Origin of the sequence: Corynebacterium breve, from assembly GCF_030252165.1 — a bacterium.
In the GTDB taxonomy this organism is placed as follows: domain Bacteria; phylum Actinomycetota; class Actinomycetes; order Mycobacteriales; family Mycobacteriaceae; genus Corynebacterium; species Corynebacterium breve.
This window is the reverse complement of the sequence record NZ_CP126969.1, coordinates 2423642-2443634: the sequence shown is the minus strand read 5'-3', so window position 1 is coordinate 2443634 and position 19993 is coordinate 2423642. Positions and strand designations below refer to the sequence as shown.

General features: G+C 54.9%; 15 protein-coding genes and 1 CRISPR repeat array (1 of these 16 only partly in view). Of the genes, 1 reads left to right on the top strand and 14 read right to left on the bottom strand.

Translation table 11 applies throughout. The features are described 5' to 3' along the window. Positions 1 to 4208: a CRISPR direct-repeat array (repeat unit 28 nt; unit sequence GGATCATCCCCGCTCGCGCGGGGAACAC); it reaches 275 nt to the left of the window's first position. Between the two features lie 44 nt (positions 4209 to 4252). The 9 genes from cas2e to QP027_RS11645 form a co-directional block, all read right to left on the bottom strand. Next, positions 4253 to 4597 (bottom strand): type I-E CRISPR-associated endoribonuclease Cas2e, encoded by a 345-nt coding sequence (gene cas2e / locus QP027_RS11680; RefSeq protein ID WP_284825024.1) that lies wholly within the window; start codon positions 4595 to 4597, stop codon positions 4253 to 4255. 21 nt (positions 4598 to 4618) lie between these two features. Continuing rightward, a complete protein-coding gene (cas1e, locus tag QP027_RS11675; RefSeq protein ID WP_349293194.1) occupies positions 4619 to 5557 on the bottom strand; it encodes a type I-E CRISPR-associated endonuclease Cas1e in 939 nt (312 codons plus the stop codon). 13 nt (positions 5558 to 5570) lie between these two features. Next, a complete protein-coding gene (cas6e, locus tag QP027_RS11670) occupies positions 5571 to 6224 on the bottom strand; it encodes a type I-E CRISPR-associated protein Cas6/Cse3/CasE (RefSeq protein ID WP_284825019.1) in 654 nt (217 codons plus the stop codon). Then, positions 6224 to 6928, bottom strand: a complete 705-nt coding sequence (gene cas5e, locus QP027_RS11665) for a type I-E CRISPR-associated protein Cas5/CasD (protein WP_284825017.1) — start codon at positions 6926 to 6928, stop codon at positions 6224 to 6226. The genes cas6e and cas5e overlap by 1 nt, the downstream gene beginning before the upstream one ends. Beyond that, entirely contained in the window at positions 6928 to 8058 is a 1131-nt protein-coding gene (cas7e, locus tag QP027_RS11660; protein WP_284825014.1) for a type I-E CRISPR-associated protein Cas7/Cse4/CasC, read from the bottom strand. Before cas7e ends, cas5e begins: the two co-directional genes overlap by 1 nt. Positions 8059 to 8072: 14 nt before the next feature. Then, positions 8073 to 8687, bottom strand: a complete 615-nt coding sequence (casB, locus tag QP027_RS12375; protein ID WP_432418595.1) for a type I-E CRISPR-associated protein Cse2/CasB — start codon at positions 8685 to 8687, stop codon at positions 8073 to 8075. Beyond that, a complete protein-coding gene (gene casA, locus QP027_RS11655; protein WP_284825012.1) occupies positions 8680 to 10371 on the bottom strand; it encodes a type I-E CRISPR-associated protein Cse1/CasA in 1692 nt (563 codons plus the stop codon). Before casA ends, casB begins: the two co-directional genes overlap by 8 nt. A 42-nt stretch (positions 10372 to 10413) precedes the next feature. Further along, positions 10414 to 13200: a CRISPR-associated helicase Cas3' gene (gene cas3, locus QP027_RS11650; protein ID WP_284825010.1), complete on the bottom strand. Its 2787-nt coding sequence runs from the start codon at positions 13198 to 13200 to the stop codon at positions 10414 to 10416. A 466-nt stretch (positions 13201 to 13666) separates the two neighbouring features. Further along, the gene (locus tag QP027_RS11645; protein ID WP_284825008.1) at positions 13667 to 14602 is read right to left on the bottom strand and encodes an ABC transporter substrate-binding protein; all 936 of its coding nucleotides are present in this window, start codon (positions 14600 to 14602) and stop codon (positions 13667 to 13669) included. Between the two features lie 436 nt (positions 14603 to 15038). On the opposite strand from QP027_RS11645, the gene QP027_RS11640 reads away from it, so the two are divergent. Next, positions 15039 to 15350: an ArsR/SmtB family transcription factor gene (locus tag QP027_RS11640; protein WP_284825006.1), complete on the top strand. Its 312-nt coding sequence runs from the start codon at positions 15039 to 15041 to the stop codon at positions 15348 to 15350. On the opposite strand, the gene QP027_RS11635 is transcribed toward QP027_RS11640, so the two are convergent. The 5 genes from QP027_RS11635 to ureC form a co-directional block, all read right to left on the bottom strand. Then, complete coding sequence (locus QP027_RS11635; RefSeq protein ID WP_284825004.1) at positions 15347 to 16225, bottom strand: urease accessory protein UreD; 879 nt, start codon at positions 16223 to 16225, stop codon at positions 15347 to 15349. The two genes, QP027_RS11640 and QP027_RS11635, sit on opposite strands and share 4 nt — an antisense overlap. Further along, the gene (gene ureG / locus QP027_RS11630; protein WP_284825002.1) at positions 16225 to 16839 is read right to left on the bottom strand and encodes an urease accessory protein UreG; all 615 of its coding nucleotides are present in this window, start codon (positions 16837 to 16839) and stop codon (positions 16225 to 16227) included. Before ureG ends, QP027_RS11635 begins: the two co-directional genes overlap by 1 nt. Positions 16840 to 16867: 28 nt before the next feature. Further along, on the bottom strand, positions 16868 to 17587 hold the full coding sequence (locus QP027_RS11625; protein ID WP_284825001.1) for an urease accessory protein UreF: 720 nt from the start codon (positions 17585 to 17587) through the stop codon (positions 16868 to 16870). Further along, positions 17568 to 18044 carry an urease accessory protein UreE gene (ureE, locus tag QP027_RS11620; protein ID WP_284824999.1) on the bottom strand — a complete coding sequence of 159 codons (477 nt, stop codon included), beginning with the start codon at positions 18042 to 18044 and terminating at the stop codon, positions 17568 to 17570. The genes QP027_RS11625 and ureE overlap by 20 nt, the downstream gene beginning before the upstream one ends. 172 nt (positions 18045 to 18216) lie before the next feature. Further along, the gene (gene ureC / locus QP027_RS11615) at positions 18217 to 19929 is read right to left on the bottom strand and encodes an urease subunit alpha (protein ID WP_284824998.1); all 1713 of its coding nucleotides are present in this window, start codon (positions 19927 to 19929) and stop codon (positions 18217 to 18219) included. Between the last annotated feature and the right edge of the window lie 64 nt (positions 19930 to 19993).

The window sequence follows — 19993 nt, the reverse complement described above, 5'->3', positions numbered from 1 at the left end:
TTTCCGACTGCGCCGATGCTCCTCATGACGGGATCATCCCCGCTCGCGCGGGGAACACGCCTTGCAGGGCCTGTGGTGTTTGTGGGCGTGAGGATCATCCCCGCTCGCGCGGGGAACACTCATGACGTTTGCGAATTCCTTCGACTATTCGGGGATCATCCCCGCTCGCGCGGGGAACACTGCGGACAAAGGCCCGGCCAATTCGGCGGCCGTTGGATCATCCCCGCTCGCGCGGGGAACACTTAAGGGTCTTGCGGGGATTATTAGTGACGTTCGGATCATCCCCGCTCGCGCGGGGAACACCAATCTTCTTATCCCGCCCATTGACAGGAATGAGGATCATCCCCGCTCGCGCGGGGAACACAGTACCGTTCGTGGGTTCACACCTCCTGGATCGGGATCATCCCCGCTCGCGCGGGGAACACTCCGTAGCGTGCTCGAATGACTGCATGGACTTGGGATCATCCCCGCTCGCGCGGGGAACACTTAAGGGTCTTGCGGGGATTATTAGTGACGTTCGGATCATCCCCGCTCGCGCGGGGAACACCAATCTTCTTATCCCGCCCATTGACAGGAATGAGGATCATCCCCGCTCGCGCGGGGAACACAGTACCGTTCGTGGGTTCACACCTCCTGGATCGGGATCATCCCCGCTCGCGCGGGGAACACCTTTGGGAGAACGCTATCAGCCCCGCTATCGAGGGATCATCCCCGCTCGCGCGGGGAACACTGGGTAAAACGCCACGGGGTGAAACTTATCGTCGGGATCATCCCCGCTCGCGCGGGGAACACAGAATGTAGTCCACGACCACCTGCGCTTCCTCGGGATCATCCCCGCTCGCGCGGGGAACACTGATCTTGCCGGTAAGTTTGGTGAGTTCGTCCGGGATCATCCCCGCTCGCGCGGGGAACACATGTGCTCACCCCGCTTAAAGACGGCCTGGGTGGGATCATCCCCGCTCGCGCGGGGAACACGCTGGGCAGACTGCCTCCGACCTTGCTGATAACGGATCATCCCCGCTCGCGCGGGGAACACTTGAGAAGACGGGCATGACCGAAGCGGAGGTACGGATCATCCCCGCTCGCGCGGGGAACACGCTTTCGGCTTGGCTGCTACTGAGCTTGGTAAGGGATCATCCCCGCTCGCGCGGGGAACACGTGTTTGTGATGTGGCCCATCTTGCAGATGTTGGGATCATCCCCGCTCGCGCGGGGAACACGCAAGATCGACCTTGACGTGCATATGGAAATCGGGATCATCCCCGCTCGCGCGGGGAACACGAAACCGTACTCGCTAAGCTCCAACCCCAAGACGGATCATCCCCGCTCGCGCGGGGAACACATGGTTTACGACGAGGCCACCGGCGTCACCACGGGATCATCCCCGCTCGCGCGGGGAACACTGCGTTGCGTACTGCCCATCAGAAGCCTGCCAGGGATCATCCCCGCTCGCGCGGGGAACACTTCACCGCAGACACACCATAGTGAACAGCAATGGGATCATCCCCGCTCGCGCGGGGAACACAATGAGTGGCAGTTTGTCGCGAGCAGACTGTCGGGATCATCCCCGCTCGCGCGGGGAACACAATGAGTGGCAGTTTGTCGCGAGCAGACTGTCGGGATCATCCCCGCTCGCGCGGGGAACACACCGCTATGATCTTCCACCTTCGCAGTCACTCGGGATCATCCCCGCTCGCGCGGGGAACACCTTTAGCTCAGTACCAATCTCAACAACATCATCGGATCATCCCCGCTCGCGCGGGGAACACGTCAGCTGCAGGCCCGCAGCATCCAACGTTGGCGGATCATCCCCGCTCGCGCGGGGAACACCCCAAGCGTGAACATGGGCCGACGGGGTAAATGGGATCATCCCCGCTCGCGCGGGGAACACCATGACATGATCGTTTCAAGGTCTAGGCACTCGGGATCATCCCCGCTCGCGCGGGGAACACACCCTGGCCCTATTCGCGTTGAGTTGCATGGTGGGATCATCCCCGCTCGCGCGGGGAACACTTAATGGCAGATAAGAAGGCTAGTGATGCGGTGGGATCATCCCCGCTCGCGCGGGGAACACCACCAGGCCAGAAGGCGATTGTTGGCACGGGGGGATCATCCCCGCTCGCGCGGGGAACACGGTGAGTACTTTGTGGGTGAGGTAGCCCGTCGGGGATCATCCCCGCTCGCGCGGGGAACACGTTGCCAGCGCCTTAGGCGACCGCCTAGAGCGCGGATCATCCCCGCTCGCGCGGGGAACACCGATACTTATGCGTGCTGTAGTAGTACGGGGACGGATCATCCCCGCTCGCGCGGGGAACACTCGTAGACTGCTCGGCAGAAGTCCTCTGCGTTCGGATCATCCCCGCTCGCGCGGGGAACACACCTTCGTTGACACTAACAACTGCTGCGCATGGGGATCATCCCCGCTCGCGCGGGGAACACCTAGCAGCTGATGCCCGTCGCGCCCCGGGCTTGGGATCATCCCCGCTCGCGCGGGGAACACGCTCCGCGATCGGCCATATCCGTACCGCCGCTGGGATCATCCCCGCTCGCGCGGGGAACACCACAATAGAAGCGGGACACAATGCCTAGTTTTAGGATCATCCCCGCTCGCGCGGGGAACACCGAATGTGCAGCAGGCGTTTGAGCTCGCGGGTGGGATCATCCCCGCTCGCGCGGGGAACACACACGCATTGGCCCCTGGGATCATTCCCCCGTGGGATCATCCCCGCTCGCGCGGGGAACACGTGATCGGCGGGGCTTGGGAGTCTATTCAGCCGGGATCATCCCCGCTCGCGCGGGGAACACTCGAATCTACAAATACGAACGAGGATGATTTCGGGATCATCCCCGCTCGCGCGGGGAACACTGGTGGGGGAATGATGCTTACCCCACACTCGACGGATCATCCCCGCTCGCGCGGGGAACACTATACGGTGCACCGTCGCCCACGGTGAACCCAGGGATCATCCCCGCTCGCGCGGGGAACACCACCAGGTAACGTTTCATTACCTGGGAGCGTCTGGGATCATCCCCGCTCGCGCGGGGAACACCCGTACTCTTCGGACACTGTTACAGTGCCACCGGGATCATCCCCGCTCGCGCGGGGAACACAGTTAGGGCCAACAACAACCCAACGGTTCACGGGGATCATCCCCGCTCGCGCGGGGAACACTTGGACGATCCGCCAACGTTTGAGCAGGTTCAGGGATCATCCCCGCTCGCGCGGGGAACACTGCCTCGAGGGTTCGGAGCTGGGATGCGAATGGGGATCATCCCCGCTCGCGCGGGGAACACGACCTCCTATCCCAAGGCATTGGCGTTGATGAGGGATCATCCCCGCTCGCGCGGGGAACACGCTCCTCCCTGACCGCCCGGATCGGGCTATCAGGGATCATCCCCGCTCGCGCGGGGAACACAGATTCATAAACGACTCACCAAGAGCCTGAACCGGATCATCCCCGCTCGCGCGGGGAACACGGCAGGTTCTTCTCTGCTTGAATCTTCCAAAACGGATCATCCCCGCTCGCGCGGGGAACACCAAACTACGCGACCGAGCTTGCACTACTAGGTGGGATCATCCCCGCTCGCGCGGGGAACACTCTACTGGTGTCTCGGCGAGCGCAGCGAGGTAGGGATCATCCCCGCTCGCGCGGGGAACACCGAGTTAGGTGCCTTAGCGTACTTTTCCACGAGGGATCATCCCCGCTCGCGCGGGGAACACCTGGTTTTGATTTGCGCTCAACTGAGGAAGTTAGGATCATCCCCGCTCGCGCGGGGAACACGCCTCGTCGTAAACCATCTCGTCCTCGGCCACGGGATCATCCCCGCTCGCGCGGGGAACACTGGATCTTTGTGATCGCGTCGCTCGTCTCAGCCGGATCATCCCCGCTCGCGCGGGGAACACTTGTACACCGGGCCTCCCTGAGCCACGATGGAGGGATCATCCCCGCTCGCGCGGGGAACACATTTACCCAGTCCCAGCCAGCCTTTAGCAGGTCGGATCATCCCCGCTCGCGCGGGGAACACCAGTACCCCCTGTACTTGTGGATGCGCTGCGCCGGATCATCCCCGCTCGCGCGGGGAACACGCGCACACGTTGGCGCGGAACGTTCGACACTACGGATCATCCCCGCTCGCGCGGGGAACACCTGTATAAGCCTGCTGCGGAAGAATACGTCACGGGATCATCCCCGCTCGCGCGGGGAACACACTGTCTGACCTGCAAAAATCAGATCCCGAATGCTAATTCTACTTTAACTTCTTTTGCGACGATAATTCGCACGGCGTCGCGATGCTTGTGACCAACCAGCTTTGGTCTTGGATGCCGATGAATTCGCTGGCTTTAAGGCAAGAGAGATGCCGTCAAAGTCTGTCATTTCCCACTGTGAATTGTGAGTCAGGACAATGAAGCCTTGCTCATTTTTGTTTGAGGGATAAGTCATCACAGCACGTCCACCAGCAAGGTTGGTCTGAACTGTTTCCCAAAGTTTGTCCCTCACGCGCGCAGAAGGACGACCGACAAAAACGTTCGGATGCACTTCAAATAGCCACCGAGAAACATATCCACGAAGCTTTTCAGGCACAACAGACAGAATCAAAGTAACCAATTATCATCACAACTATTCATCTGCATAATTCGTACCACTTGCAAGTTGTTCCCCTGTTTCGTCCCACAACTGCAAAACATCTGCGAGCATTGCATCGTCAGGTAGGTCGTCGTCGACAAGCAAATCTTTGACGTCCACAGCAATTCGCGCGATCAGTTTTTCATTCTTGAAAACATCCCGCATTCGCCGACGAATGACTGCTGAAAGATCTTTAATCGCTTTCCCCGAAGCTTGAAACTCGGCCACTGTTTCAAAAGCTACCGGAACCGCAAGCTCTGCTTTGTACAAATCAGCTATATCGTAAACGAAGCTGCGGTCATTCCCTGTGTGTATGAAGCCAAGACCAGGGGAACAACCAAGCGCTACGATGACAGAATGCGTGAGCCCGTACACACAAGTGTTAGCGGCTGTAAGCGCCTGATTGATTGGATCTGAGCTTTCAAAATCATCAGGTCGATAGTCACGTCGATACCATTCAACGCCATGTTCTTTGGCCATGGATGAGTAGATTCTTCTGACACGAGCTCCTTCTTTTCCACGCAACTGCTGCATGGTTAGCGCGCTAGTATCTTCGCCGGGGAAGCGCATCGAGTACATTTGCCTAGCAACAGCGAGACGTTTTCTCTGATTCGAAACCTTTTCCGCTTGCGCGGCTAGCAGGCGATCTGTTCGCGCTAACGGTCTTCCGTGCGCGTAATAGCGAACTCCCTGTTCTCCAACCCAGACCAAGCAACACCCTGACTCACCCGCTAGAGTCACTGCCTGATGAGTTACACGTGTGCCAGGTCCGAGCAACAACACGCTCAATGAAGCGACAGGGATGTGTACGATGCCTCGCTCATCCGTGGCGGTAATTGCACCGCCGTCGCGCCCAAGAGTGCAGTGTTCAAGATATAGAAAAGAAAGTCGATCCTCTGCCCTACTCAAATCCTGAGGCGAAGGTGGTGGCATTCCAATCATTTGACTACTGTGCTCCTGTAATCGGAGCGAGTGTCAACAATCCACAACCGTAAGCCCGCGCTTTACCGATTCCAGTGGTCAGAGTTTTCCTGAGTTGTTCGGGATCCGTCACTTCTAGAACACCCTGGTAGGTGACAGCTACAACTGTGACTTTGCGACCTTTTTTGGGGAAAACAAGATTTCTGCTTTCGACCACGTTAACTGCGGCTTCACCGTCCACCTCGGGAAAAATAGCTCCTAATTGTTCTTGCCGCTGCAACAACCACCGGCGCTGGTTGTTAACTCCAACTTCCGCTTTCCGCCGCTTCTTTCCATTCGCGTCTGTAACAGTTCTTGTTGGATTCGCGGTTAACCGAAAGGAATAGCGTTGTCCTGCCATAAGTCGATCTAGCAAAATCGAGTAGTCACGACATTGCCAGGTAACCTGCTGTGACCAACCAGCCTGTTCCTGAATTAGCTCAAAAGACGGTACCTCGGGTGAGGCGACGTATAGGTGTAATTCATCCGAAACCTTGTCCACTCGCCAAAGCGTGCGACGTTCGGTGCCTACGGGTGTGTGATAAGTAGACTCAACGGCAGCGTGGAGCATCTCTGGGTTTGCGAGAAATGCTTTCGTCTTTCGACGCCGAGGGTTCAATATCATTCGCGAAAAATACATTAAGCACCTCCAAGAGCTGCCATTGGATCATGTACTGAAGACCTTGGCGTTGTCGCGCTTTTGTTCGTAATTTCCACAAACCCATGAATCACCCCACGCAAGTTATATCGACGATCTGATTGCGAAAAACTTACTGGTTCATCGCGGATCATTTCTTCCGCAGATTCGTCGTCAAGCACGTCGCGAGAATATGGCAGAATCACCTTTGACTCTTGTCTCCGACGATCGTGCTTGGAAGCATTCCAAGAGGTCGTTTCAAGAGCATCGACAAGGTTACCTTCGACAATATCCCCTGCGATAGGCCGAGATGGAGCACATGCTCTTCTTCCCAGGAATAGAGGAAACGCGGGTCGACGAAGAGCTTGTTGGAGGGATTCAAGCATCGAAGTCTCACCCTCTACAACAGCCAAAAACTTCGCATCTTGCAAGTAATAGCGCTGTGTAAGGGCTTTTGACTTTCCAGTTCTCCAGTCGGTTTCTGTTTGGAAATCTCGCAAAACCGTGCCAGGGGCTTCGATTCGAGTGCCAAACCTTAGCTTCACTAAATCAGTGATGTCATCCTCTCGAGCCCGGCCTTCGGCAGCCGCAAGTAGTCCGATGACGCCCGACTTTGTAGGCAAGTTCTCAGTGGCTCGAATTGTAAACCTGGATGAACTTCCCCATGCCTGAAGCGGTCCTTCAAGATGTAGGAGAAGACACGACATTACTTCTTCTCCTCAAGGTTGCGAACAGCGTTTCCCGCAAACGAAACGAGCTCGGTGAAATTCACCGGAGCGGCATACTCGTTGAGAGTAACCAAAGCCTCGTGCTCAACGTCCTTATTCAACAACATGAAACGTGCCTCGTCTGCTGCACTGTCGTACTCCGTATTTATTTGACCAAGGTGGGTAGCCAGAGCGCTGACAGACTCGCCGATAATGTTGCCTTCTGACACTACTGGGTTCTCGAACGCGTTCACCAAGGAGTACGGCTGATCAGAGCGAACCTCAACCAAAACGAATTCTGGACGAGTTCTATTAGCAAACGTATTCTCTTTGCCTGTAGGCATACTCAAAGTAAAGGCCTTCACCAAAGCTTCCACACAACGTGTTGCTGCTTCGACATCGCCGATATTGCTGACCAATCGATCCACGTTCACGCTGGCATAGCGGTACAGAGTTGAAGAAACGAACTCTACGGTTCCAATCATGCCCGCACCAGAGTTGTCTACGGAAGCAAGATCGTCCATCGCCGTGAAATAGTCGAACTCGTCCACCGCTTGGTGAGTTGAGATTGAATGAAGTACTTGGCAGGCTGCATCGATGTTTGCTTCTGGAGCATCAGCGAGCATACGGCCAAAAAGTGCGACATCGAATGCTTGTGGACCAGAGAGCACTTCACGGGCCTTCTTTTTGGTAGTCGATTCACCTTGAGAAAGCTGATAGGCAAGTTCAGCTAACCCACTGATTTCAGATCGAGACAAGAAGAACAAGTAGGACGTCGTCGGTGCCGACGGTTCCTCACCCTCCTTGGCTTTCTTTTCGTTGAGTTTGAACCCAGCTTTAGCCATGACGTCTTTTACGTGCTTGAGGGCATCCTCATCATCGATCTCGGGATGTGTTTCCTGGAGCTTCTCGACGACCTGTGAAACCAATTCCAATGTGCGTACGCCTAGTTCAGATGCATCCAGCATGTCTGCGAACTCGTGACGCATCGCACGCTTCCATGCTTGGCTGGAGACGCGATGGCGTTTCACTCCGCCGAAAATCGCGCTCTTCGGTGATCCCGTGTCATCGCGGTTGATGCATGAAGGTGGAACGGTCTGGAGAGCATGGAGTTGAATGAACATTGTCATGAGAGTGTCCTTTTCTAAGAGGTAGTATGGCTGTCGTTGTTTCGAGTGTTTGTGTGTAGTGTGCGGTACAGGTCTCGGCTCCACCGAAGTCGTACACTGTCACGGGATCTTGGCTGGGAGAAAAACCACAGATCAGTCGCTAGCTGTGCGTAGTCCAAAGGAATCCGCTCGGCTTTAAGCTGTTGGATAAGACCTCTCAGATGGTGCGAAGTCTCTCCAAAGGAGTCGGCTGTCATTAAGGCATGAAAACGCCTTAAGATTGGATGGCCGTCGACAGAGTCTCCGCCTGTGGCGTATGCGAGTCGTCGTACTGCTTCGCCTAGACCGACTCCAGGGACATGAACAGCTTCAGAACTAGATTGCGCGTGGACGGAAAACAGTGCAATAACAGAATGCGCTATTGCTTCAGCACGGGATGGCTCATCAGTTCTGCCCACTAATGCGTCGGGGAGGTCAGAAAGTGTAGAACCATATGCTTCAGGCACCGAACCCGCTGTCTTCGTAACAGCTCGGCGCAAGACTGCCAACTCTCCCCTTGCTGATGGGTCATTGCTTAAGAGTCTTTTCTGTAATCCGCCTACTTTTCGAGCGACATGTTGAGCCAGTTGCTCACTTGGTGAATCATTCATCGTTTCCTCCGTTTGTAGTCTTGGAAGCATCTTTCGGCGCCAAAAGTTTGTACAACGATGCGTTAAGAATTGAATCTGCAATCGCAGCATTCATTACTTTTCCGTCTTTGTCCGTGGCACCTTGCCACACTTGCGGATTCTGAGCCGCTAGGAGTTCACCTGCGAGTCGACGCGCCACGCCTAACAACAATGACTGCCATTTTTCGAGGCCGTCGACTGCGTCCCCATGAGAAGCTAAAGATGTGAGCCACTGTCGGAACTGATTATCAATGGATCCGTAAAAGCGAGTCATTAAGTCACTGATTTCTCCATCAGTGAGGTCACGGTTGCCAGCGGCGAATGAAATGTTTCGGAAATATCCTGAAATCATTCGAGCCACGAGCTCTGTAATTTCGACCGCACGTCTAACCACACCGCGTATTTCTTCGGAGTTTTCATCAAGAAGTCCGGAGGATAAGACCAGATTATCCGCAATGATGTTGGAGTAGGACGAAGACTTTGCCCCGTACTCCATCGTGACCATTCGTAGCCTGACTGTCTGTGAGCGTGGAAGAATCTTTGCACCGCTGAGACTTGAAATCCACTCCACGGTCATAGCTGGTTTCGCCAGCGCGCTTCCCTCGCCAATGCCCTTCTTTACTTGTGGTGCTGTTTGGTTCGGCAATAACCCACCGATTGAGCGCCACATTGCTCTTCCTGGGACCAACTGTTGGGGCAAGTATCGAACTGACTTAAACTTCTTCGTCTGAGGCTCGCTAAAACGCCACGGAGTCATCGTCTCAACTCCGAAGGCGATGGTGTAGCCTACTGGGTCACCGTTACAGACAAGTACGCCGTTCGCATCGCCGGACTCATTCCAGCGGAGACGCATGCGACGTTGTTGCCAAGTTAATAATTCGACCGGGCCAGTTGCAGCATTTTCAGGATCACTCGGCTGGTCAACATGCTTGGACTTCTCTGGTTCCTGGTTAAGTGGAGGTTTTTCCCACACCGGCAAGTCTTCACGCTCTTCATCCATCGTTGAAGGCTTTGTGCCGATGTAGTTCAACATCACCGTTTCATGCAAACTATTGCCCTCGAGAATGGTTGCTCCTAACCAGCCAGCCCAACCGGTCCCAATCGGGTAGCCTTTTCCTCCCTTCACCCTCCGATCACCTACTGCACCGGATTTGATTCCTGAAAAGTCCCAAGCCATGGTGTGAATTAACATCCGTGCGGCCTGAGCGGGCGGGATCGATTGCACATCCCGCGCCATCGTAAAGAGATCGCCCTCTTCTCCCACATCGGGAAGAATCAACGAGATGGGTTTCCACTCATTCTTTGCGGTGTGAAGATCATGGACTTGGAAGAACGGTGCTTCGTCGTCACGCAAATTGAACCGAGGATAGACCTCCTGAATGTAGCTCTCGACGAGCTCATCGAAAAGCGCCTGCTGCTCCCACTTCTCTCGCCAGTGCTCTATTGCTTTGCGACGATTGCGTGAGGATACTTTGCGCCACGCACGGTAGAGAATCGCGAGTATGATTCTTAGAATCGCAAAATCGACAGTTGGCGATTCATTTGCCAATGCTCGATAGTCCCGAGAATTTTGGAACAGATTTGTAAGGCTAACTTCCTCAGTGTTGCCGGCATGATCAAGAACTGTGATCCATGGCTCGTCGAAAAGGTTGAACTCTTGAGACATTCTCGCCTCCTTTCGTTGTTTCTTGACTAAATTACATTTCCGTTAACTCCTTCCTGGCGGATCTGACATGACGAGCCCCCTTCGTTCTTCATAAATCAAGCGAGTTCGCTCGAGATTTACGGAAAGGTTCTCGTCCAAGATCAATGGGAGTTGCCCCTTGAGCCATGGCGAATAATGCCAAGCTCCGAAACGGCCCTCCGATTCCAATTGACACAGGTCATCATCAGTAATCAAATACCCAGGTAGACGAATCGTGCATTGTGCCACGCGACGAGCAATCGCTGGATCAAGTTCTACTTCTCCGTCAATCGCGATCCCTGCAACGTCCTCGCCGGCTTGAATGAGAGGAAAAACACGTCCATTTATTCGACGAACCACAACAACTTCAATCGATTCGTCGATGTCGCGAACCTGTGCTCCAGCACTAACTTCCTCAGCAGCTGTCATCGCCTTAGTCCCCCAACTCATCACGGATCCCTCCTCTGCCGAAGGAAGTACGGTGATTCGCGAACGAGACTTCTGGCTGCGTTTGAAATCTTCCTCGTCGCACTTGGCCTTTTCCCATTCTGCAAGCCAGGAATTAGGAAGATCCAAGTCTTCGTCTGCGCGATCATAAGCTCCATCAATAAGAGTTGGTACATCCTTTGGCGATCGGATCACTCCGCCAGAGCGCTCAACATGACGATCAAGTACAAGCGCCGTTCTCAACAGACGATAACGGCGATAAACAGCCTCGATTCCGCGTGGGAAACGGGGTGGGACCTCTTCATTTCCTCGCTCAATTCCTGTAATCACGAGTCGCGGTTTCGACATGTTGACGGGCCGAAGTTCACTAGGGATCGGATGGCGATGAAGACGCCCGGCTCTCTGCAGGATCAGATCGACTGGCGCAATATCAGTGAACATCAAATCGAAATCGAGATCGAGCCCTTGTTCCACAATTTGAGTGGAAACCACGATCAATCGCTTTGGACGCTGGCTTGTGTCTCGGCCCAGCAGATCGACTAACGCTTGCTCCCTTTCGGCGCGGTGCAACGCAAGAAACCGCGAGTGGAGCAAAACCACTTTGTCAGTTTCTCCACTTGCTAATTGCAAGACTTCGGCATACAGCTCTTGCGCTCGACTGACTGTTGAGCAGATCGAAATAACACAGCCACCGAGAACTGACTCTTCGATGATCTGATTCGCCACCGTGGCAGCATCCCCAGGGCAGTACTCAATCGTTATTGTCGAAGACCTATCATCCGCAGAAACTGGATGTACAAATGCCTGTTCACTATTGACTGAACTCAAACGGGGATAAACCCCAGGTGCCCCGATTGCTTCTTTTTCTTGTGAACTGAGCGAATCCATCTCAAACCTCGATGCCCCACGTTTGTAAGCACTGAGCAACATAGTTCGAAGGTCCCTAGACACAGTGGCTGATAACGCGATAACGGGTACCCCATAGAATCCAAGCCATTCAAGTGTCGCGACTAAGTAAGTTTGCATAAACGTGTCTGACGCGTGGATCTCATCGATGATGACGACTTTGTTCAACAAACCAAGATGCCTCAACACGACATGTTTTGAATTCAATGATGCGAAAAGCAACTGATCAATCGTCCCCACGACAGCGCTTCCGAGCAATCCCCGTTTAGGCCCGGCAAACCAAGTGGTCGCCTGCACTTGTCCAGATTTCTTGTCATGTTCATCATCGAAAACACCGTAAAAAGAAGGCCGCTTCAACGCATCAAATTCTTCGTTGAAAGCGGCCTTTCCGTGAACGAGGACGGCTGAAACTGGGTGTTCAGTTTCCACAACGGAGCTTTTCAGCCAGCGAACGATTTGGCTGAACATCGCGTTCGAGTTCATCATTGTCGGTTGCGCGAAATACAACCCACTAAGTCCAAACTTTTCGGCGATGATATCCGCTGCCACCAACGCGGCAGCGGTCTTTCCACCGCCGGTTTCATTTTCTAGTAGTAGAAAAGTTGGTTCGTCCATCGCTTGTGCGACCTCAACGACCGCCTTCTGAACGGTACGTAATTGTGCACCACTAGGAACATTGAAGCGGTCCGCAAAATTTTCTACTGGATCCGGATCAGGAGCCCATTTCCCACCCAAGTCGATACGTTCGAGAGCCCGTTCAAGACGCCCTTCCCTGCTACGTTCCTCGTCCAGGTCATATGGAAAATAATAAGCATTTGAACCGAGCCAGTCGGCCACGATAAGAATCGCTGAGACAATTACTAAATCGTCAACTTCCCAGCATGATCGGCAGATTCTAGTGATTTCCTGATCAGTAATTCCGACTTGCACCATCAACCAGTCGAGAAGCTGGTGTCGCGCCTGTCGCCATTCCGCTGGTTCATTTATAAGTACATCGGATTCGTTAAGGTCACCATGGAATCTCCCATGGTGACCCGTCATAATGAAGAACCAGGCTTCACGATTAGAAAAATCACGGGGAGAATCACATTTGCTATCGAGCCACTCCGTCAGGGCGAATCCGCTGATGTCTGAATGATGCGTTTCAGAAGCGTGATATCCATACCTTGGTACAGTGAAGCCAAAGGAATTTAGCGGGCTAAATAGATCAGGTTGCTTTAGCTGGAAAAACGGGGACATCTTGCCACAATCGTGCGCGATACCTGCGAGTTTGAGAATGGACTCCGCCGAGGCACCTTGTCTTTCAGAAAGACCGTCCAAGTATTCCTGCCCTAGGAAATGCAGGGCTGCAGGAACAATGATCTCCGCTACATCAAGACTGTGTGAGACAAGAGGAAAGCCACGATCGGAGTTATCAATGGTCTTTGCCCACGGAACGAACAACCATTTTGGTTCCATATTTACCCAATTTCTTAACTGAGCTCTGTGTGTGCGATTGTGTTGCGGTTATCCCCAACACTACAGATTTATTTGTCATGAGCAAGTAATTCGCACTAATTCCTTGCACCTTCATGTTTATCGTGTGTCCCCGACATCAACGGCCCGAATTAGCATGTCTGTTCCAAAACAAAACCTCCGACCGATTGCTCCGGTCGGAGGTAATCCCCGCTCACGCGGGGAAAATTGATTCACAAGCAATCTGACGCACAGTGCTCACGGATCATCCCCAGTAATGGGGATTGCTGTCCAATGTACACAGACAGCCTGACTGCGAACGGCTCCTAAACCACTGGGTCACATTCCACTGCAAGCAGAATGGAAACTGCGCTTAAGCTTCGATACACGTTGAGAGCCGCGTAGCAGCACCCCATCGAACCGCCCTTAAGGTCGACAGCGGGTCGTCGATAAGCAAAAGCGCAACTGGCTACTTGCCTTCGAGGAAGCCCTCAAGCTGCTTGGCGCCCTGTACGGCCAGTGGTGTCGGCGCTTCGGCGAAGGCTAGATGCATGTCAAAGATTTCGTTTTTGTTCACGGCGGTGATTGCGTCGGCACCTGGGAGGGCCTTGACTGCTTCCTTTGCTCCGGGCTCGTCGGAGTGTAGGACCACGATGACGTCGGGGTTCTTCTCCACGAGTTGCTCAGGGGTAATCTCGGCGACGCGGTCTTGCTGATCGTCAAAAACGTTGGTGAGTCCGACGGATTCCACGATCGGATGGGCCATTGAGTCTTTGCCGTAGGCGTACATTGGTGCGCCATTCAGACCTGGGTAGACGACGGCGACAGACTTGCCCGCGCCTGCCTGCTCGTTCAAACGCGAAATGTAATGTGCGATGTCTGACTTCATGTTAACCGCTGCTTCGCGTTCGTTGAATAACGATGCATAGAGATCGATGTGCGCGTTGATGTCCTCAAACGATGCGTTCCTGACTTCTCCGCAGAAGGTCGGTTCAGTAACAATCGGGATGTCGGTGACGGTATCTGTATTGACCTCGTCGCTATAACCGATGATCAAATCGGGTTCTTCTGCCATGACATCTTCATAGGAGACTTCCACGTGGCCGGTCTCATCGAGTTTGTCGGATAGCGTGGGGACTTTAGAAAGCGTTTCGTTGGTGTCTCTGGCAAAGTAGTCTTCTGGGAAATAGCCCGCCTTAGCGACGACGTGGTCAAGCACTCCAAGCTGGGCGAGTGTTTCCACTGATGCCGGGTTTTGCAAGACAACTCTTTGTGGCACCATCTCCATGTTCACGGTGTTTCCGCAGTTCTTTACGCTGATTCTGACCTTGCTGTTGGAAGCTGGCTGAGTGCAGCCGACGAGGATGAGTGGAACAACAGCGAGCAGTAATACGCGCTTTTTCATTGTGAGCACCTCTCAAGGAACTTCTGGTGTTTCGTACGGGGTGAAGCAAAAAGATCTTGCTCGGAGCACGTTTGCCTCTTTGATTTTCTTTATCTTTAGGACAATAGGATTGTAGCTTTCCTTATCATCTTCATATAAATGCGCTGACCGCACGTGATATGAACAGCTTTTGATGACTTCAGAAACTATTGTTGCGCGTGGAATTGCTTTCTCCATCACTTCCGTCGGTGACTAAAAACGCTGGTGAAGACGGATTCTTTGTTAAGTATTTGCGCAATTGTATGAACCTTTTTATCTTCTTGGAAGATCTCACTTGCTACCCCCGTTTGGTAGGGAAACTTCCTAAATGGTTCAAGCGATCCAGGTGCTTAGCAAGCACTGCAGAGAGACTAAGCTTGAAAATACGGCGCTCATCAACATCGCAAGGAGGCAACCCATGACAAACCTTGAGAGAAATCTCAACCTTGCCGAGGAATGGTCAGGAACGTTCAAGATCATGGGCGACCCTACCCGACTCAAGCTCCTCAACGCGATTCACTTCGCCGGGCAGTTCAAGCTCTCAGTCAGCGAACTTGCGGATGCCACCGGAGTGCGCGTCGCCACCACCTCAGCGGCACTGCGCGCAATGGAACTCAACGGTACGGTGACATCCACCCGCGATGGCCGGAGTATTCTCTACGGCATCGCGGACGACCACGTGCATCAACTGCTGCACTGGATTGGCTCTAGCCACCTGCACCAGCACTAATACTGCCGCAAGTGAATTGGCCCCTGGCCGCGCATCTCACCGCGGACATAATTGGCCACAGCCTGCACCAACGCCATGAGTTCCTCAGTGCGGCTTCCCAGCGCACGCAATACGAAACCCGGCCTATCGCAGGTTGTCACGGCAGCTATCAGGTCATCGTCGTCAGCAGCTCGCTTCGCGACGATTCCCTTCACCTCGTCAAGCCGCTCCGGCGTAAGGCCTGGGTCGAAACAAATAGCAGTAGCCACGTGGGTTTTTCCACCCATGATGAAGTCGTGATCTTGGCCGAACTCACTCTCCAACGGATTGATCCGCAGGTTGTCCACCAGGACTACTTCGCCTTCCATGGTTACTTCGGTGCGAATGCGGGCCTGCTTGTACAGGAAGTGCCCGCCGTCAGGCGACCATCCGGGCGTAATGATGTCCGAGATAAACAGCGAGCCGTTCGGGTGAACATCGGCCTTAATCTGCTGTCGGAAATCCGCGTCTCGGTACAGAATCAGCTGGTCAGGAACGTACTCGAGCACTGCCCCATCGCCAACTGACATTTCGATGTTCTGCACGACGAAGTCGTCCGGGGTGCGGTACACCTTTGCTGCAGACTGGTCGGTCAGCAGCATCGAAGCGTTGTCCGCGACATCGAGCTTCATCCGGTACGCATCGCCGCCAACGAAGCCGCCGCCGGGATTGACCACGATGTAGTACACCTGGCCGGAATCGTCCAAGTAGTGCGGGCGGATGATCTTGAGCGCGCGGGTATGAAACTGCGAGGTCGCGATGGACTTGCCGCCACTAATTTCAACGCCCAGTTCGAGGACGCCCATCTCCTCCCGCGGTGGGTCATGAAGGAAAACGCCTTCTGGTAAATCCCACATCACTCGGCCAGATCCTGCATCAGGACATCGTGCTTGATCCAGTTGATAACCTCATCGAGGCCTTCGTCCGTCTTCAGGTTAGTCAGCACGAATGGCTTGTCACCGCGGAAAACCTTGGAGTCATCCGCCATGACCTGCAGATCTGCTCCCACGTGTGGTGCCAGGTCAGTCTTGTTGATCACGAACAAGTCAGATTTGATCATGCCCTGTCCAGCCTTGCGAGGGATCTTCTCGCCTTGAGCAACGTCAATGATGTAGATGGAGAAGTCCACCAGCTCTGGGCTGAAGGTCGCACTGAGGTTGTCGCCACCGGATTCAACGAATACTAACTCGAGCTCTGGGTGGCGCTGCATCAGCTCGTCGAAAGCTGCGTCGTTCATCGAGGTATCTTCGCGGATCGCGGTGTGAGGGCAGCCACCTGTTTCCACACCAATGATGCGGTCTTCAGGAAGAATGCCGTCGCGGGCGAGAATCTTCGCATCCTCGGTGGTGTAGATGTCATTGGTGATTGCCGCCATCGATACCTGGCCATCGAGAGCGCGAGTAATACGCTCAATCAATGCGGTCTTACCAGATCCAACTGGTCCGCCAACTCCAACTTTAATAACGCTCATCGTAAATTTTCCTTTCGATCTTTCGTACTTAAGACATAAACATGCGGCTGCGCAGGGACTCATGCTCCATCTGTGCCACCTCCAGCCGTGGCGCCACGGCACCGAGATCGCTGACATCGTGACCCATGGTCATCTCGCCCGCTTGTAAAATCACATCATAGGCGCTGACGAGGACACGCTGCCCGGCGTCTTGGCCCAAAGGGATAGCGCGGATCGCATTCTGCGTCATCGAGTTGGCCATCTGCATCAGGTAAGCATTCACGGCATCCGCTGCCGAGACACCGTTGGCGCCCAGCACGAGGCCCGCGGCGAGTCCCGGATTGCCCCGCATCTCACCAGCAGTGATGGCCTCTGCGTACCTCGACACCAAGACATCCTCCGGAGAAATGATCGCCGCTACGCGAGACATGCGCTTACCCATTGAGTTCATTGATGTGCGCACCTGCTTCGGGGTCTGGCAGGCATGGACCAACTGATCCAGCTTCTTCAGCTGCGCGGCTTTGTGGTCGTCGTCAAGCGCTGCTTCTTGGAGCTCAACGGCAAAGCGCACAGCAAGGGCCTCGCTAAACGACGCCTGGCGCAGATACCCGTGCAGCCAGCGGGAATACGACTCGGGGTCGGTGATCTCATTGGCTAGCACAAAAGTTTCTAGGCCGGCGGAATGCGCGAACCCACCCGTGGGGAGAGCCGAGTCGGTCAGGTGCCAAATGACCAGCTCTCCGCGACGATTAGTGAGAGTGCTCGGCATGGCGGAAAGCTCCCGGCATTACGTGCTCGCCACGGGTGTATGGCACTGCCACGTGGTCGAGGTGGTGCTCAACGGTGTGGTCATAGCGTACGACCATGACCTCCTTGCCAAACTCACTCGAAGCGTCGAAGAACTGGGCCTGCAGATGGCGATTGCCCAGGGTGTGAGCGACAGCGAGTGCCTCGCGGATCGAGCGGGGTGCGATGACCAAGACGTCGGTCGGTGCGATTTTCACGGCAAAGACCTTATCGCCATCGCGGGAGAGGATGTCACCGTCGGCGAGCTCGCGGAAGTCAGTGGGGAGCCGCAGGGCCACCTCATCGCCGGACTCGGCAGTTGCCCGCTGGACACGCTTGAGCCTGGACTCGTTGTCAAAGGTGACGTAGTCAATGGTCAACGCTTCGCGCTCTTCTGGAGGAAGGTCATTGAGGTTGCCGGATAACTCGGTAATGATCATTGTTTCTTTCTTTCTCAGGCAAGCCTGTGGCGGGTCGGTGCAGAACCTAGGTGCATGACCTAGACAGGAAAAGCGGAGACCGTGTGCGTACACACCGCCTCCGCCTAACCTACTTACTCACGGAGGGCTCGTCACTGAGCCCTACTGATCAACTCGATGCTGCACCTGAAAATTAGAACAGGAAGTAGCGCTGTGCCATTGGCAGTTCGTCTGCTGGCTCAGAGGTAATCTTCTCGCCATCCACAGTCAGATCGTAGGTCTCAGGGTCGATGGCAATCTCTGGGGTTGCGTCATTGAACTTGAGATCCTTCTTGGAAATGTTGCGCATGTTCTTCGCCTCGACGAACGTGCGGTTGATTCCCAGCTCTTCGGGCAGGCCAGCTTCCAGCGCCGCGGTAGGCAGGAAGGTTACAGAGGTCTGGCCCGCTGCTGCGCCGAGTGCGCCGAATGCGTAGCGCATGGTACGTGGCTGTGGGGTTGGGATCGAAGCGTTGGAGTCACCCATGATGGAGCGTGCGATGAAGCCGCTCTTCAGGATGATGTTTGGCTTCACACCGAAGTATGCAGGGTCCCACACCACGAGGTCAGCGATCTTGCCCTCTTCCACGGAACCAACCGCGTGGGAAATACCTGCGGCGATTGCTGGGTTGATGGTGTACTTCGCAACGTAGCGCTTGATGCGGTTGTTGTCATTGGTATCGGTGTCACCCTCGAGCGGACCGCGCTGGGTCTTCATGCGGTGTGCAACCTGCCAGGTGCGCAGAACAACCTCGCCAACGCGACCCATCGCCTGGGAGTCAGAAGAAGTGATGGACAGGATGCCCATGTCGTGCAGCACGTCCTCAGCCGCAATGGTTTCCTTACGGATGCGGGAGTCAGCGAATGCAACGTCTTCAGGCAGGTCAGGGTTCAAGTGGTGGCACACCATGATCATGTCAAGGTGCTCATCCATGGTGTTCTTGGTGTAAGGCAAGGTCGGGTTGGTCGATGCCGGAAGAACGTTTGGAAGGCCTGCAACCTTGAGGATGTCCGGAGCGTGTCCGCCGCCGGCGCCCTCGGTGTGGAAGGTGTGGATGACCCGGTCCTTGAATGCTGCGATGGTGTTGTCCGCGAAGCCACCCTCGTTCAGAGTATCGGTGTGGATCGCAATCTGGACATCCATCTCGTCGGCAACGCTCAGTGCCTGGTCAATTGCATTGGCGGTAGAGCCCCAGTCCTCGTGGATCTTCAGGCCAACCGCGCCTGCGCGGATCTGCTCGCGCAGTGGCTCTGCCTCAGATGCGTGACCCTTACCCAGGAAACCGACGTTGATTGGGAAGTTCGCCGAAGCCTTGATCATCGTCTTGATGTTGTTCGGGCCTGCAGTAACGGTGGTTGCATTGGTGGAGTCAACTGGGCCGGAGCCGCCACCAACGAGCGTGGTCGTGCCGTTGTCCAGAGCAGCCTCAACCTGATCTGGGGAGATGAAGTGGATGTGAGTGTCCACCGCACCAGCGGTGACAATCTTGCCCTCGCCAGCGATAACCTCGGTAGCAACGCCGACGGTGATGTCTACGTTATCCTGAGTATCCGGGTTACCCGCCTTACCGATCTTCAAGATCTTGCCGTCTTTGACAGCAATGTCTGCCTTGATGATGCCGGTGTAGTCAATGATGGTCGCGTTAACGATAACCAGATCCGGGATATTCTGATCCGCGGTGCTGCGGCCGTCCTGTCCCATGCCGTCGCGGATAACCTTGCCGCCGCCGAAGGAAACCTCTTCGCCGTAGGTGGTGTGGTCGCGCTCGATGCGTGCGATCAGATCGGTATCTGCCAAACGAATGCCGTCACCAGTGGTTGGGCCGTGCAGTTCAGCGTATTGGCGCCGTTCCATTTCAAAAGACATAGTGTGTTCTTTCTCCTGTAGCCTTGCTTGTTCGCTTTGTGTTGTTTTGATGGGTGCGACTGCG